This window comes from Achromobacter insolitus (assembly GCF_002209555.1).
In the GTDB taxonomy this organism is placed as follows: domain Bacteria; phylum Pseudomonadota; class Gammaproteobacteria; order Burkholderiales; family Burkholderiaceae_B; genus Achromobacter; species Achromobacter insolitus.
In genome coordinates this window covers 791,386-805,831 of the sequence record NZ_NJIF01000003.1, presented here as the reverse complement: position 1 = coordinate 805,831, position 14,446 = coordinate 791,386, and the positions used below count along the sequence as shown (strand labels likewise).

16 protein-coding genes are annotated in these 14,446 nt (G+C 63.9%); 5 read left to right on the top strand and 11 right to left on the bottom strand.

The genetic code is table 11. The features are described from left to right. Positions 1-5: 5 nt before the first annotated feature. From CEY08_RS13915 to CEY08_RS13885, 7 genes are all read right to left on the bottom strand, one after another. On the bottom strand, positions 6-809 hold the full coding sequence (locus CEY08_RS13915) for a flagellar brake protein (protein WP_063960997.1): 804 nt from the start codon (positions 807-809) through the stop codon (positions 6-8). A gap of 24 nt (positions 810-833) precedes the next feature. Next, positions 834-1,151: an EscU/YscU/HrcU family type III secretion system export apparatus switch protein gene (locus CEY08_RS13910; RefSeq protein WP_063640849.1), complete on the bottom strand. Its 318-nt coding sequence runs from the start codon at positions 1,149-1,151 to the stop codon at positions 834-836. Further along, entirely contained in the window at positions 1,151-2,485 is a 1,335-nt protein-coding gene (gene fliK, locus CEY08_RS13905; protein WP_076813075.1) for a flagellar hook-length control protein FliK, read from the bottom strand. The genes CEY08_RS13910 and fliK overlap by 1 nt, the downstream gene beginning before the upstream one ends. Then, positions 2,482-2,835 (bottom strand): flagellar protein FliT, encoded by a 354-nt coding sequence (locus CEY08_RS13900; protein ID WP_063640847.1) that lies wholly within the window; start codon positions 2,833-2,835, stop codon positions 2,482-2,484. Before CEY08_RS13900 ends, fliK begins: the two co-directional genes overlap by 4 nt. Before the next feature lie 46 nt (positions 2,836-2,881). Further along, positions 2,882-3,310: a flagellar export chaperone FliS gene (gene fliS, locus CEY08_RS13895; protein ID WP_076813078.1), complete on the bottom strand. Its 429-nt coding sequence runs from the start codon at positions 3,308-3,310 to the stop codon at positions 2,882-2,884. Positions 3,311-3,328: 18 nt separating this feature from the next. Then, a complete protein-coding gene (fliD, locus tag CEY08_RS13890) occupies positions 3,329-4,714 on the bottom strand; it encodes a flagellar filament capping protein FliD (RefSeq protein WP_088607695.1) in 1,386 nt (461 codons plus the stop codon). A gap of 142 nt (positions 4,715-4,856) precedes the next feature. Beyond that, positions 4,857-5,234: a flagellar protein FlaG gene (locus CEY08_RS13885; RefSeq protein WP_063960956.1), complete on the bottom strand. Its 378-nt coding sequence runs from the start codon at positions 5,232-5,234 to the stop codon at positions 4,857-4,859. A gap of 142 nt (positions 5,235-5,376) precedes the next feature. On the opposite strand from CEY08_RS13885, the gene CEY08_RS13880 reads away from it, so the two are divergent. Then, positions 5,377-6,114 (top strand): IclR family transcriptional regulator, encoded by a 738-nt coding sequence (locus CEY08_RS13880; RefSeq protein ID WP_042793310.1) that lies wholly within the window; start codon positions 5,377-5,379, stop codon positions 6,112-6,114. Between the two features lie 37 nt (positions 6,115-6,151). Here CEY08_RS13880 and CEY08_RS13875 read toward each other — a convergent pair whose 3' ends face one another. From CEY08_RS13875 to CEY08_RS13860, 4 genes are all read right to left on the bottom strand, one after another. Then, positions 6,152-7,318: an acyl-CoA dehydrogenase family protein gene (locus CEY08_RS13875; RefSeq protein ID WP_042793311.1), complete on the bottom strand. Its 1,167-nt coding sequence runs from the start codon at positions 7,316-7,318 to the stop codon at positions 6,152-6,154. Continuing rightward, complete coding sequence (locus CEY08_RS13870; RefSeq protein WP_076813081.1) at positions 7,318-8,550, bottom strand: CaiB/BaiF CoA transferase family protein; 1,233 nt, start codon at positions 8,548-8,550, stop codon at positions 7,318-7,320. Before CEY08_RS13870 ends, CEY08_RS13875 begins: the two co-directional genes overlap by 1 nt. Further along, positions 8,547-9,518, bottom strand: coding sequence for a Bug family tripartite tricarboxylate transporter substrate binding protein (locus tag CEY08_RS13865; protein WP_076813084.1), 972 nt, complete (start codon positions 9,516-9,518; stop codon positions 8,547-8,549). The genes CEY08_RS13870 and CEY08_RS13865 overlap by 4 nt, the downstream gene beginning before the upstream one ends. A 65-nt stretch (positions 9,519-9,583) precedes the next feature. Continuing rightward, a complete protein-coding gene (locus CEY08_RS13860) occupies positions 9,584-10,000 on the bottom strand; it encodes a cupin domain-containing protein (protein WP_063640840.1) in 417 nt (138 codons plus the stop codon). 164 nt (positions 10,001-10,164) lie between these two features. Here CEY08_RS13860 and folC point away from each other — a divergent pair, with 164 nt between their 5' ends. The 4 genes from folC to purF all read left to right on the top strand — a co-directional run bounded on the left by folC (position 10,165) and on the right by purF (position 14,396). Beyond that, positions 10,165-11,475, top strand: coding sequence for a bifunctional tetrahydrofolate synthase/dihydrofolate synthase (gene folC, locus CEY08_RS13855; protein ID WP_063960964.1), 1,311 nt, complete (start codon positions 10,165-10,167; stop codon positions 11,473-11,475). Positions 11,476-11,538: 63 nt separating this feature from the next. Then, entirely contained in the window at positions 11,539-12,357 is an 819-nt protein-coding gene (locus tag CEY08_RS13850; protein WP_063640838.1) for an SPOR domain-containing protein, read from the top strand. Then, positions 12,357-12,845, top strand: coding sequence for a CvpA family protein (locus CEY08_RS13845; RefSeq protein WP_042793315.1), 489 nt, complete (start codon positions 12,357-12,359; stop codon positions 12,843-12,845). The genes CEY08_RS13850 and CEY08_RS13845 overlap by 1 nt, the downstream gene beginning before the upstream one ends. Before the next feature lie 30 nt (positions 12,846-12,875). Continuing rightward, positions 12,876-14,396, top strand: a complete 1,521-nt coding sequence (purF, locus tag CEY08_RS13840; protein WP_042793316.1) for an amidophosphoribosyltransferase — start codon at positions 12,876-12,878, stop codon at positions 14,394-14,396. The last annotated feature ends 50 nt before the right edge of the window (positions 14,397-14,446 follow it).

Sequence of the window (14,446 nt, the reverse complement as noted above, 5' to 3'; positions counted from 1 at the left end):
TCCTGTCAATTGCGCTGGGCGCCTTTTTCGAGGCGCCAGACAACCTGCTGCAGCCAGTTCTCCTGGCGCGCGTCCAGGTTCAAAAAGACGGCCCCCAGGTGGCTGACGGGTGGTTCGCCGGTGAGCGAAACATGTTTGGGGGCTGGTTCGTCCGGGTTGGAAGATTGCACCATCGGCTGCCCCGAGACTGGATACACATTGCGCACTTCCAGCTTGGCGCTGAGCTTGCCTTGGTCGCCGAAATCCAGTTGCACGTTTTCCATCACCGTACCGCGTTCTGGCAGGGCAGGCACCGCCAGTCCCGCGCGCAGGCCGACGCCGTCAACCGAGATGTCGCGTATCGTGAACGAGTAGGGTTTGTCTCCGGGAGTGGCCTGCCAGCTTGCGCGGCATACGTTGGCTGCGGCGATCAGGGAGGCGCGGAACATCTTGCGGCGCTGGATGCGGGCAAGGCGTTCCGGGAAAGGCGATACCAGCGCGGCGCTGCCGTCGTCGAAATGAATGATCTGAGGCCGCTGCACGCGAAAGCGGATCTGGACGCCGCCATACGCGGTGGCATGGAAGTGGAAGGTGGTGCCGCTAAGCAAACCCATTGAGTCGGACTGCTCGAAGTCCGCGCCGGCGTAATCGCGAGGCCTCCAGAAGAATTCGCCGGCCCGCTTGTCCACGCCGAGTACCAGGACCGCCATCTCGCGATCCGCGGCGTCGCGCACCAGGATGTGGCTGTCAGGGTGGGTCAGCTCGAACAGGGCCGATCGCATGTCTTCGGGCCGGGTCAGCAGGAACTCCGGGTCGCTGGCATCCAACACGTTGGTCTTCCTCAGGTAATAGGGTCAGGCGGGCGTAGCGGGTTCAGGGAACTCGCGCGATTCCAGGCGGTAGAGCCAGGCCAGCAATTCTGCCACCGCTACATAGAGTTGGGGAGGAATATGTGCGTCCAGGTCCACCTGCATCAGCAGGCCGACCAGCTCGCGCGACTCGTGAACGTAGAGGCCGTTTTCCTGGGCGGCGCGGACGATGGTATCCGCAAGCTGGCCGTAGCCCTTGGCAACGACGCGGGGAGCTCCGTCCTTGTCTTCATAGGAAATGGCAACCGCCGCGTTGCGATTGGCATTCGGATCCGATGCGGGGGGCAAAGCAGGGCGGTTCATCAGATGTCGCCGAGGATTTCGGGGCGCGGTTCCACCACGCTGACCGTCAGGTTGCTGAGTGTCAGGCCCGCCGCAAGCAAACGGGAACGCAACGTGTCCGAGGAGTCATTGATCTCGGCTGCGGCGTGAGGAGCAATGAGCTGCAGGACGATCTGATCTCCAGCCAGATTCAGTCGGGCGTCCACCAGACCCAGGCGCGGCAGGTCCAGCTTCAGGCGCGTCGCCCAGGTGGAAGCCGTCGAACTGGGATCGCCGCCATAGGGGTCGCGCTCGACCTCCCATTCCATGGGCGTGCCGGGCCAGGCTTCGCCTTGCCAGGTCAGTGCCTGGTTGGCCAGCACGTCCAACTGCTGGCGCACGAGCACCGTCAGGTCCTGATGTATGCCGCTGATAGGCGCAGCGGAAGCGGATCCGCCCGACGCGCCATGGCTGGGGCCGGCGTCGGCGCCCGAACGGCCGCCGGCGGCCGCGTCGGCACGCGGGCGCGTAGTCGTGGCGTCCTGGGCGGGGGCATTCTTGCCGAGCGCGGCCTGGGGTTCCTTGCGCAGCTGTTCCGGCGTCGCGCGGCCGAAGACCATGTCCGTCAGATGGGACTCATAGAACAGGCCGCTGCCTTGCAAGGCTTGGCGCAAAGCCTGTCCCAGCGCGCGGGCGGAAGGTCCGCCGGCGGCCAGGGTCGTTTGCGCTGCGGCGTCTGTTCCCTTTGTTGCATTGGCGCTGTCGCCGTGCCCGGCTGGCCGGTCCGGCCTCGTACTTGTCGTGGGCGCGTCGCCGTCGAGCGCTGCCGCGACCGAAGCCGCGAGGGCGGAAGCCGTTTGAGCCGGCGCCTGCGCGGGCGCCTGTCCGGCGGGCGGCATCGGTGTCTGGGCGGCGGCTTGCGACGGCAATGCGCCGGGGCTGGCGGCTACCTGCCCGGCGGACGGGTTGGCTGCCCAGAGCGGGGCGCGGCCTTGGATCGCGGGCGCGGCTTCCGGGAACTGGGCCAGCAGCGCGAGTATGGTGCGCGCAGTCGAGCCTAGTGTCGTCGGGGCAGAGGCGGTAGTGTCGCTGCTGGTGACCAAGCCGCGGGCGGCCAAGGCCAGTGCTGCAGCTGTTTTGGGGTCGACGACAGTATTCTGGCGGTCGCCGCGGGCGCCGCCAGTCTGTATGCCCTGCCGTGGGTCGCGGGTAGATCCGTCCGAGGGGCCGGGCTTTTCCAGATTGCCTGGCTGGCTGACCGCGTCAGGCCGTGCGCCCGAAACCTGATTGGCGCTGGCGGCGGACATTGTCGTGCCTAGCACGGCGTCCAGCCGCTGCACCAGGACATTGCCGAGTGCGGCGGGACCTACGCTCATTCTTCAGGCGCCTGGTAGCCGTAGGCGGACAGCAGGGTTTGCTGGCGCTTCATGCGTCCCAGCAAGTCCCCAAGGCGGGCCAGTTGGGGAAGTGCCAAATCCCGAGTCAGTGCGTCGTTGTCAAGAATGCGCACGAGCAGGTCGTACTTCATGGCGCGGCCAGCTTCGTCCAGCGGCACGGACTGCTCGGTCTGGCGCAGGCGTTCTACCAGCTCACAATATTGTTGCCCGTGGACCATCGCTCCATCCCAGTCGCCGGCCTGGGCGGCTGCTAGCATTTCTCCCGTGATGAGAGCGATCTCCTGGTAGTGTTCCAGGATGGGGGAGGTGTACTGGGTCGTGGACGTCATGGAAATCTCGGGCGTTCGATTGCTGGACGGTGCGTATGCAGTGCCGTCAAGGCTGCACGCCCCCGGCAGGGCGATCAATGGATGTCTGCCAGGCCTCGGCCAGATCCGCCAACAGGCGATCCGCCGTTTCGAGCGCTTCCGGATCTGCTTTCAGGTTTGCCATCAGCAGTGTGCGGACAATGTAGTCGTACGGGCGGGCGAGGTTGGCGGCGATTTCGCCGCCCGCCTCCATGTTCAGACCGGTTTTCAAGCCTTCGTCGACAATCTTGATGGCCTTCGAGATGGCTGCGCCCCGTTCCGTGATCCTGCCTTCCTGCAGGTGGAGGCGAGCCTGCCCGATTGCCGCCCGGGCGCCCATGTACAGCAGCGAAATCAGCCTTTCCGGGCTGGCCCCCAGGATTTGTGTTTCCAGACCGATCTCGGCGTAGGAACGCACCGAATAGGATCCGGTCGGGCGACGGGCGGCGTAAGTCATCGATACATCTTCTGTAGGTTACTTGGACTTGCTCAGGGCTGCGAATTGTTGAGTCAGATAGTTGGCAGTGGCCGTTTGCTGAGACACGAACTTTTCCAACGCAACGAACTGGGCGCGCATGGTTGCCATGGAGGCGTCGCTGCTGGCTTTGGCTCGGGTGAGCTGATCCTTGACATCTTTGATGGATTCGGTCAAGCCTTCCTGACGAATCTTGATTGAGCCGTTGTCGCCCAACATGCTTTTCGCGGCTGCCGTGAACTGCGCGGTGAGTCCATCCGTCGAGGTCATGATGCGTTTGACGTCGGCAGGATTCTCGATCAAAGCCTTGTCCAGCTGCTTTTGATCAATTTTCAATGTGCCGGTTTTCGGATCAAGCGCGACACCCAAGTCCGCCAACGTGCGCAACGACCCTTCCGATGTCACGATGCGCAGGGCATTGGACATGGTGGACTGGATGCTACGTGTTGTGGCATCACCGGTAAGAGCCTGGTTGGTTTCTGCGGCAACGTCGAATGCGGTGTGCTTGGCAATGGTGTTTTGCAGCGAGTTATATGCAGTGACGAATTCCTGAATCGCCTTGCTGGCCACACTGGTGTCGCTTTCCAGCTTCAGGGTGACTGTCTTACCAGCTTCGGTCGTGGCCGTCAGGTTCAGGGTTACGCCATCGATAGCGGTGGAAATGTTGTTGCTGCCGCTCTTGATAGGGATGCCGTTGACCTCGATTTCAGCGTCCACGGGCACCGTCTGCTGCACCATCTTCGGGTTGAGATCGGCCGGGTCCGTGTTGTAGTTCAGGATGTCCTTGAGTTTTTGATCGCCGGTGACCGTGATCGACTTCACCGATGCCTGTTCGCCTGTGTCCTTGGCGCTCAGCATCAGGTAGCTATTGCCGCTGCCGTCATTGATGATGCTGGCCCGTACTCCGACCTTGTCGTCGCTATTGATTGCATTGGCGATGCCGTTCAGCGAAGTGTCGTTTTTCAGGTCGATGGTGCGCGTTTCACCGTTGGCCAGTTCAATCGTGAACGAGCCGGTCGCACCATTGGAAGCTTTCCGGTCTGCAACCAACCCGGATTGCAAGGTGTGGGCGGTGGCCAGCTTGTTTACCTTGATGGAGTACTCCCCCATGGTGGCGCCATCGGTGCCCACCGTCGCGGTCAATCCGTTGCCCGAGACGTTGGCTTTTACCGCGTCCAGGACGGAATTTTTGCCCAGCGCTTCAGCGGCTTTCTGTACGGCTTCAACGGCGCTTTGTATCTGGCCAAAGGCGCTTACGCGGGCCTCGTAGCTGGCCTGACGGTTGGTGTACAGGCTCAGCTTTTTATCCTCGGCAGCCTGCAGCTTGGTGAGGATGTCTTCCAGAGGAAGTCCGGTGGTCGAGCCGAGGTTGGTGATAGAGGCCATGTGAAATTCCTTCCTAGCAATGCGATTCTGTCAAAAATACGGTGCCGGCGATTGGCCGGGTAAGGGCATAAGGCGGGCCTAATTCAGCGCTTCCAGGAGTCGGCCGGGACAAACTGCTGGCCAAATCCATGTCGGGGCCGGATCAGGCTGAGGTCTTGATGCCGTTGCCTTGCATGTTCACGATCATTTTGGCGATTTTGAGTAGCGTTTCGCTGGGAATCGTGCGTATGACGTCACCCGATGTCGCGTCCACCACAGACACCACGACTTGGTGCACGTTGGGGTCAATCTCGAATTTCAGTTGCGTGGACCAAGCCTTCATCTGGTCGTTGATTTCGTCCAGAGCCTTGTCCAGGGGAAGCTTCTGCGAATCGGATTGGTCCGACGTCGCGCTGTCCGAAGCTCCGCTGTTCGTTGCGGCGGCCATGGGCACGACGCTCACGGCGGGGTCCGGCGCGACCGGTGCGGCTGCGACCGGGGCGGGTGCAAACGAGGCGGGGGCTAGCGGGGTTACGGCCATGATCACTCCAACGGCGATGTGGGCGTCTCGGAGGAACGCGCTGTTTTCAGGGAATTCTCAGCTACCATTACGGCAGGCCCGCAAGGAACTTTAGCCGCTGGCGAGCCAAATGTTTCACGTGATAAACAGTTCGGATCGGGTAATGAGTGTCAAGACGGCGCTGCGAGTTATCGAAATAATCGAAACCTATGCCCGCGAAAAGCGCGCGCTCCCTCTATCTGAACTGGCCCGCTTGCTGGATGTGCCGGTATCGAGTTGCCTGGCGCTGATCCGAACCCTGACGGGGTTGGGCTATCTCTATGAAACCGGGCGGCGCCAAGGCTATTACCCGACGGGCAGGCTGCTTGCCATGGCCCAGCGCATCGCTCGCGCAGATCCCGTGTTGGACCGCGTCTATCCCAGTCTTGCAGAATTAAGGGACGCAACGAGGGAAACAATTGTTTTCGCCAAGCTGAGCCAAGATGGGCGAGTGGTCTATCTGGATGTGCTGGATTCGCCCCATACCATCAGATACGCGCCTGTTGCTGGCGAATTCAAGGACGTTCACGCAAATTCACTGGGAAAAGCCTTGCTATCCCTGCTGGACGAACCCGCCCGCGACGCCATGCTCGCAAGCATGCCCATGACGCGCCACAACGAGCGCACCTTGGTTACCCGCGAGGCCTTGCTGGCTGACCTGGATCTGTCCCGTCAGCGCGGTTGGTTCATGAATAGCGGGGAATCGATAGCCGACGTGGGAGCGATTGCCTGGCCCGTTACCTTGTCCGGCGAACATTATGCGATTTCAGTAGGCGGACCGATCTATCGGATCGAGCCGCAGCAGGAGACGTATGCGCGGATACTGCGGTCCGCCTGCACGGCGCTGGAGCAGCAGGCCTGACAGGCAGGCCTTGCGCCCCGGCGGGGATCTGCGGCTCTCAGTAGGACTTGGGCAGCCCCAGCACTTTTTCCGCTATGAAGCACATGATCAGTTGCGGGCTGACCGGCGCGATGCGGGGAATGAAGCTCTCGCGCAGCAGGCGCTCTACGTGGTATTCCTTGGCGTAGCCCATGCCGCCCAGAGTCATGACGGCGGTCTGGCAGGCGTTGTAGCCGGCTTCGGCCGCAAGATACTTGGCCGAGTTGGCATAGGGACCGCAAGGCTTGCCTGCGTCATAGAGGCTGGCAGCCTTGAAAACCATCAGATCCGCCGCTTCCAGCTGCATCCAGGCCTGAGCCAACGGATGCTGGATCCCCTGGTTCTGGCCTATCGGGCGGCCGAACACCGTACGCTCGCCCGCGTATTTCACGGCGCGTTCCAGTGCTGCGCGGCCGATGCCCACCGCTTCCGCCGCGATGAGGATGCGCTCGGGATTCAGGCCGTGCAGGATGTACTCAAACCCTCGCCCTTCCTCGCCGATGCGGTCGGCCACGGGAATGCGCAGGCCATCGATGAAGAGCATGTTCGAGTCCACCGCCTTGCGGCCCATTTTCTCGATTTCACGCACTTCAATCTTGTCGCGGTTCAGGTCCGTATAAAACAGCGACAGTCCCTGCGTCGGTTTTTCGACATCGGATAGCGGGGTGGTGCGCGCCAACAGCAGCATTTTGTGGGCGACCTGGGCGGTAGATATCCAGATCTTGCGGCCATGCACGACATATTCATCGCCTTGGCGTTCGGCGCGGGTACGCAGCTTGGTGGTGTCCAGCCCGGCGTCCGGTTCGGTCACCGCGAAGCAGGCTTTCTCGCGGCCGGCGATCAAGGGTTCCAGCCAGCGGCGGCGCTGCTCGTCGCTGCCAAAGACCACGACCGGGTTCAGGCCGAAGATGTTCATATGGACGGCCGAGGCGCCGGTAAAGCCTGCGCCGGAAGCCGCAATGGTTTGCATCATCAGCGCCGCTTCGGTCATGCCCAGCCCCGCGCCGCCATATTCTTGGGGCATGGCGATGCCCAGCCAGCCGTCGCGAGCCAGATCGGCATGCAGGGGCTCCGGGAAGCCGCCTTCGCGGTCGCGCTCCAGCCAGTATTCATCCGGATAGCGTTCGCAGATTCGGGAGACGGCATCTCGCAGCGCCAGCTGTTCTGGGGTGAATTCAAAGTCCATCAGTCGTTTCCATCGTGAGTGATGCCGCGGGCCGCCAAGGCGTCGATGCAGGCATGGTCGTAGCCGGCCTCGGCCAGCACTTCGCGGCTGTGTTGGCCCAGCCTGGGGGCGGGGCGGCGTATGGAGGTGGGAGTGCTTTCGTATTTGCCGAGAGGAGCGGTTGTGCGGATGGGGCCTTCGCTGGGGTGGTCCATGGTCCGGATAAAGCCGGTCGCGGCCAGATGTTCATCCTGCAGCAGATCGTCCACGGTATAGAGCGGCGAGGCGGGGATGTCCGCCCGCGCCAGTCCTTCCAGCCAGTCCTGGCTGGGCCGGGTGGCGATGACGTCGGCGACAAAGGCGTAGACCTCGCTGATGTGGGCGGCGCGCGCGCCGTGCGAACTGAAACGCGGGTCTTGCGACAGCTCGGGCCGGCCGATCAGATCGAAGAAGTTGCGCCAATGCTTGTCGTTGTAGATAAGCAGGCAGATGTAGCCGTCAGCGGTGGCGTAGGGGCGCCGGTGCGGCGCCAGCAGGCGGGCATAGCCGGTAGGGCCCATCGGCGGATCGAAGGTCGCGCCGCCCAGATGGTCGCCCAGCACAAGGTGAGCCATGCCTTCGAACATGGGAAGTTCGACCTGTTGGCCCCGCCCTGTGCCGCGTGCATGCAGCACCGCGGACAACAGCGCGATGCCGACATGCAAGCCCACCGCGCGGTCGGCCAGGGTGAGCGGTGCGTAACGCGGCACATCTGCGCTCTGTTGGGCGGATAGGGCGGCAATGCCGGTCTGTCCCTGGATCAGGTCATCGTAGGCGGGCCGTCCTGCATAGGGACCGGCCTCGCCATAGCCATAGGCGCCCAGGTAAATGATGCGGGGATTGCGCGCTGCCACGGCTTCGTAGGACAAACCGAGCCGGGCCATCGCCTGGGGGCGGATGTTGTAGAGCAGGGCGTCGCAGTCTTCGGCCAGCTTCAGGCAGGCCGTAAGGCCTTCTGGCGTCTTCAGGTCCAGCACGATGGACCGCTTGTTGCGGTTCAGGTGCAAATAGATATGGCCCATCCCCGGATTGCGCATGGGGCCGACCGCCCGCATGTTGTCGCCCGCGGGCGGTTCGACCTTGATGACGTCGGCGCCCAGGTCGGCCAGGACCTGAGTGGCGTAGGGGCCCATGACGACCGTGCTCAAGTCCAGGATGCGCAGGCCCGCCAGCGGGCCGGCCGCAGGCGCTTCGGATTGTGCCTTGTCGCTCATTGCTGCTCGATTCCTGCGTCACGGATCAGCTTGCCCCACAGGTCCAGTTGCGCACTCACGAACTGGGCGAAGGCTTGCGGTGTGCTGGAGAACGCGTCGAACCCCAGGCCGGCCAGGCGTTTTTGCACGTCGGGCTTGGCGACCACCTGGTTGATCGCCGCATTCAGCTGGGCCACGATTTCCGGCGGCATGCCGGCCGGGCCGAAATAGCCATTCCAGGAGTTCAGGTCGAAGTCCTGCACGCCGGATTCGGCCATGGACGGCAGGTCGGGCACGATGGCGCTGCGTTGCGCGGTCGACACCGCCAGAGCGCGCAATTGGCCCGACTGCACGAACGGCAAACCGGAAGCGAGGTCGGTAAACATGAAGTCGACCTGCCCGCCCACTACGTCGGTCAGCCCCTGTGGCGTGCCCTTATAGGGCACATGCAGGAGGTCGATCTTGGCGCGGTTGGCCAGGGTGGCGCCCGCGACGATGCCGGTGCTGTTCCCGCTGGCATAGGTAATGCGGCCGGGGCGCTGGCGGGCGTCGGCCACCAATTCGCCCACCGTTTTCCATGGGCGCTTCGGGTTGACGACCAGAATGAAGGGCAGGTTGCCGCCGCGGGCGATGGGGGTGAAATCCTTGACCGGGTCGTACGGCACGTTTTTCATCAGCCATGGCGCGGCCGAATGAGAGGTATTGGTGGTGACGAACAGCGTGTAGCCGTCGGGCTTGGCGCGCGCCACGTAGTTGGCCGCGATGGTGGCATTGGCTCCAGGTTTGTTCTCCACCACGACCTGCTGGCCCAGGATGGTAGCGAGCTCGGCGCCGAAGATGCGGCCCACTGCGTCGGTGCCCGACCCGGCGGGAAAGGGAACGATCAGGGTGATGGGTTTGGCTGGGTAATCGGCGGCATGCGCGGCGGGCGCGGTGAACAGGGCCGCGCCGCTCATCAGGGCGGCGCCCAGCAGGGGCAGGACTTTCATTGGGTTGTCTCCAGGTTTGGAATCCAGGCGCGGTTTCTGCGTCCGCGGCCTGAGGCTGTGCCGCTTCAGGCGGCTGCGGGGGGCGCCGGAAAGCCGCGGATCACGCGGTCGGGGGATTCTTCATAAGGGGGGGTGTAGATCACCAGCAGACGGGCAGGCTCATCGCTCGTGACCGTGAATACGTGCGGAACGTCCGGCGGGAAATAGCAGCAGTCTCCGGGACCCATGTCGGCCCATTCGTCCTGGACTTGGGCCCGCGCCGTGCCGGAAAGCAAGTAGCAGACCTGCTCGATGCCGGGATGGGCGTGCGGCAAGGCTCCTTTGCCTTTGTCGATGACGCCCAGCAGCACTTCCACCCCGCGGGCGCCCACGGTGTCGGGGCCGATCAGGCGGCGGTTCAGGGTGCCGGTGTGGTTGGCAGGGTGATAGCCGGGCACGGAGGCCTCGCGCACGAGCCAGGCCGGGGTCTTGCGTTGTGTCATGTTCAGTCCGAATAAATTTTCATACGTGAAATTATTTTTATGTATGGAAAAAATATCGGCAAGCGGTTTTTAGCGATGGATACCTTGTCGCTCCCTGGGGGATTAGGGAAAACACGGTGCGTGGACTGCTAAAATCGAAGGCTTATTTCACTCTCGGCCCAGTCATGTCTTCTGCCCGCACGCCCGACGCCTCCGCCACCTTGCCCGATTGGCTGCAGTACCTGGAATCGATCCACGCCACTGCCATCGACATGGGGCTGGACCGGGTGCGGGAAGTGGCCGGCCGGATGGGGCTGGCGTTGTCCGGGGTGAAGTTCGTCGTCGGCGGCACCAATGGCAAGGGGTCCACCTGTGCCATGCTGGAAGCGATCCTGCTCGCGGCCGGCTACAAGGTCGGGCTCTACACTTCGCCCCATCTGATCGACTTCAATGAACGTGCCCGCATCAATGGCCAGATCGCCACGGACGAGGCGTTGATCGCCCAGTTCCAGGCGGTTGAAGCCGCCCGCGGCGAGGTCTCGCTGACCTATTTCGAATTCACCACCTTGGCCATCCTGCGCCTCTTTTCGCAGTCCAGGCTGGACGCCGTGGTGCTGGAGGTCGGCCTGGGCGGTCGCCTGGACGCCGTGAACATCGTCGATGCCGATTGCTCCATCGTCACCAGTGTCGACCTGGACCACACCGACTGGTTGGGCGACACGCGTGAAAAGATCGGCTTCGAGAAAGCCCACATCTACCGCAGCGGGCGGCCGGCCATCTGCAGCGATCCCATGCCTCCGCAATCGCTGCTGGACCATGTCCAGGAAATCGGCGCCGACCTCTGGCTCTTCGGCCGTGATTTCAACTATTCCGGCGATCGCCAGCAGTGGGCTTACGGTGGACGCGAACAGCGCCGCAATTCGCTGGCCTATCCGGCGCTGCGCGGCGCCAATCAGTTGCTGAATGCTTCGGCGGCGCTTGCGGCGCTGGAGTCGGTGCGCGACCGCCTGCCGATACCGCAACAGGCGGTGCGCCTGGGACTGTTGCAGGCCTCGCTGCCGGGGCGCTTTCAGATCCTGCCGGGCCAGCCCGCGGTCATCCTGGACGTGGCGCATAACCCGCATGCGGCGGCGGTGCTGGCGCAGAACCTCGATAACATGGGTTTCCATCCCTATACCCATGCGGTATTCGGCATGCTGAACGACAAGGACCTGGCCGGGGTGATCGCCAAGCTCGGCACGCGCATCGACAACTGGTACTGCGCGGGTCTGCCGGGGCCGCGCGGCACGACGGGGGAAGCGCTTGCGCAACAGGTGGCCGCGGCGCTGCCGCCCACACCCGCGGGGGGCGAAAAGCCGGGCATCTCCTCGTATGCGGATCCCGCGCAGGCCTTTGCGGCGGCGCGCGAACGGGCGGGGGAGAATGATAGAATCGTGGTGTTCGGCTCGTTTCTCACCGTAGCCTCGGTTTTGCAGGCTCTGGGTCGCAAGGCATAGGCAGCAGCGGGTCAATCGCGTCCAGGCGGCCCGCCGCCATATCGCCGCAAGGAATTCTCCTCCATGGGTTTTTTCAAACGCAAAGATCCTGCCGATCAGGCGCAGTCCTCCAAGCGGGCGGCAGTGCCCAGCGAGGTGCAGGCTGCGGAGCTGCGCGGCCGCGCGCGGCGCAGGCTGGCAGGCGCTGTCGCACTGGTACTCGCCGCCGTCATCATCCTGCCCATGGTGCTGGATTCGCAGCCCACGCCGGTCGACGACAACATTCCCATCAGGGTGCCGGACCGCAACACGCCGTTCCAGCCGCAAGTGACCGAGCCCCAAGTCGCCGCGCCGCAAACGCCCGCGCCGGGCAGCGCCGCGCCGACGGACCCTTCGGCCATCCCCACGCCGCCTCCGCTGACTTCCGAGCAGCCGCCAGCAACGGCCACGCCGAGCACGCCTCCTGCGGCGCAGCCCGCGACTCCGCCTGCGACCGCGGCCACCACCCCGCCCAAGCCCGAACCCAAGCCGGCCACGCCGCCCAAGCCCGAGCCCAAGCCCGCGACGCCGGCCAAGCCCGACAACCGTTCGGACGACGGCGCGCGCGCGCTGGCGCTGCTGGAAGGACGCCCCGCGCCCGCCACGCCCGCGCCCAAGCCGGCCGCCAAAGGGAACTTCGTATTGCAAATTGCTGCCTACACCACGTCCGAGGACGCCCAGTCGCGGCGCAGCAAGCTGCACCAGGCCGGCGTGACCAACGCGTTCGTCGAACAGGCCACCATCAACGGCAAACAGCAGTACCGTCTGCGGGTGGGGCCGTTCCCCTCTCGCGAGGCGGCGCAGGCGGCCCAGGCGCGGTTGCGCACCCTGGGCTATGACAATGGTTTCATTGCCGCCCAATAGTGACCGGCTTCGACTTCGTCGTGCTGGCCATCCTGGCGGTTTCGGGTGTGCTGGGCCTGGTGCGTGGCCTGCTCAAAGAGGTGCTGTCGCTGGTCGCCTATCTGCTGGCTTTCGTGGCCGCGATATGGTGGGGCCCCACAGTCTATGTCTGGCTGGAGCCCTATATTGAAACGACGCTGCTGCGCATGGGAGTTTCGTACGCTGCGGTGTTCATCATCGTGCTGCTTGGCGTGGGGTTGGTCAACATGACGCTTGCCGCCCTGATCCGCAGTACCGGACTGGGTCCCGCCGACCACGGCTTGGGCGGGATGTTCGGGCTGGCTCGTGGCCTGTTGATCGTGCTGGCGCTGGTCGCCGCCGCAGGTTACACGCCGCTGCCGGAAGAGCCGTGGTGGAAGGACGCCATGTTTTCGCATTCGGCCATCGAGGCCATCAAACATATCAAGACGTGGCTGCCGCCGTCCCTGGCGACGTGGCTGCCGTATTGATTAGCTTTACATCAACCAGGAAATCTCACCATGTGTGGAATCGTAGGGGTCATCGGGCGCGGGCCGGTCAACCAACTGCTCTATGACAGCTTGCTGCTGTTGCAGCATCGCGGGCAGGACGCCGCGGGCATCGCGACATCGCAGGGCAACCAATTCAATATGTACAAGGCGCACGGCCTGGTGCGCGACGTCTTCCGCACGCGCAACATGCGCGCGCTGCCGGGTACGTCGGGTGTGGGCCAGGTCCGCTATCCCACCGCCGGTTCCAGCGCCAGTGAGGAAGAGGCCCAGCCGTTCTACGTCAATGCGCCGTTCGGCATCATGTTCGCCCATAACGGCAACCTGACCAACTGGCGTGAACTGCGCGAATCGCTCTACCGGGTCGACCGCCGCCACATCAATACCAACTCCGATTCCGAAGTCCTGCTGAACGTGCTGGCTCACGAGCTGCAGTCGTCGGCCAATGGTGTGTCCCTGGACGACGACGCCATATTCCGCGCAGTGTCCGCCTTGCACAAGCGCGTGCGCGGCGCGTATGCCGTGGTGGCGCAGATCTCCGGCTATGGCTTGCTGGCTTTCCGCGATCCCAACGGTATCCGTCCGCTGTGCATCGGCCGCCAGGAAACCGAAGAGGGCGTCGAGTGGATGGTTGCTTCGGAATCCGTGGCGCTGGAAGGCAGCGGCTTTGCCTTCGTGCGTGACGTCGAGCCCGGCGAAGCGGTGTTCGTTGATCTGGACGGACGCTTCGTCAGCCGCCAATGCGCCGACAATCCGCAACTGGTGCCCTGCATTTTCGAATACGTGTACTTCGCGCGTCCGGATTCATTGATTGATGGCGTGTCGGTGTACGACGCCCGTTTGCGCATGGGTGAGTACCTGGCCGACAAGGTGGCGCGCAACATGCGTCTGGGCGACATCGACGTCGTCATGCCGATTCCGGACTCCTCGCGTCCCGCCGCCATGCAGCTGGCCGCGCGCCTGAACCTGGATTACCGCGAAGGCCTGATCAAGAACCGCTACGTCGGCCGTACCTTCATCATGCCGGGCCAGGCCGTGCGCCGTAAATCGGTGCGCCAGAAGCTCAATGCCATCGGCATGGAGTTCAAGGGCAAGAACGTGCTGCTGGTGGATGACTCCATCGTGCGCGGCACCACCAGCCGCGAGATCGTGGACATGGCCCGCGCCGCCGGCGCCAACAAGGTGTATTTCGCTTCGGCCGCGCCTCCGGTCCGTTTCCCGAACGTTTATGGCATCGACATGCCCACGCAGAGCGAACTGATCGCCACCGGCCGCAGCGACGAGGAAATCGCCCGCGCGATCGGCGCCGATTCGTTGGTCTACCAAGACCTGAATGACATGCAACAGGCCGTCCGCGACATCAATCCCAAGCTGTCCCGCTTCGAAGCCTCGTGCTTTGACGGCCAGTACGTCACGGGAGACATCACCCCCGAGTACCTGGCCCGCCTGGGCCAGTCCCGCGCCGAACCGGGCGAGGAAGGGGGCGCCAGCGGCTTGCAGTTCAACATGGGCTACGCCGCTAACGACGCCTGAGATGCCAGGCAGCAAGAAAAATGCCGTCCTTCGGGACGGCATTTTTTTGG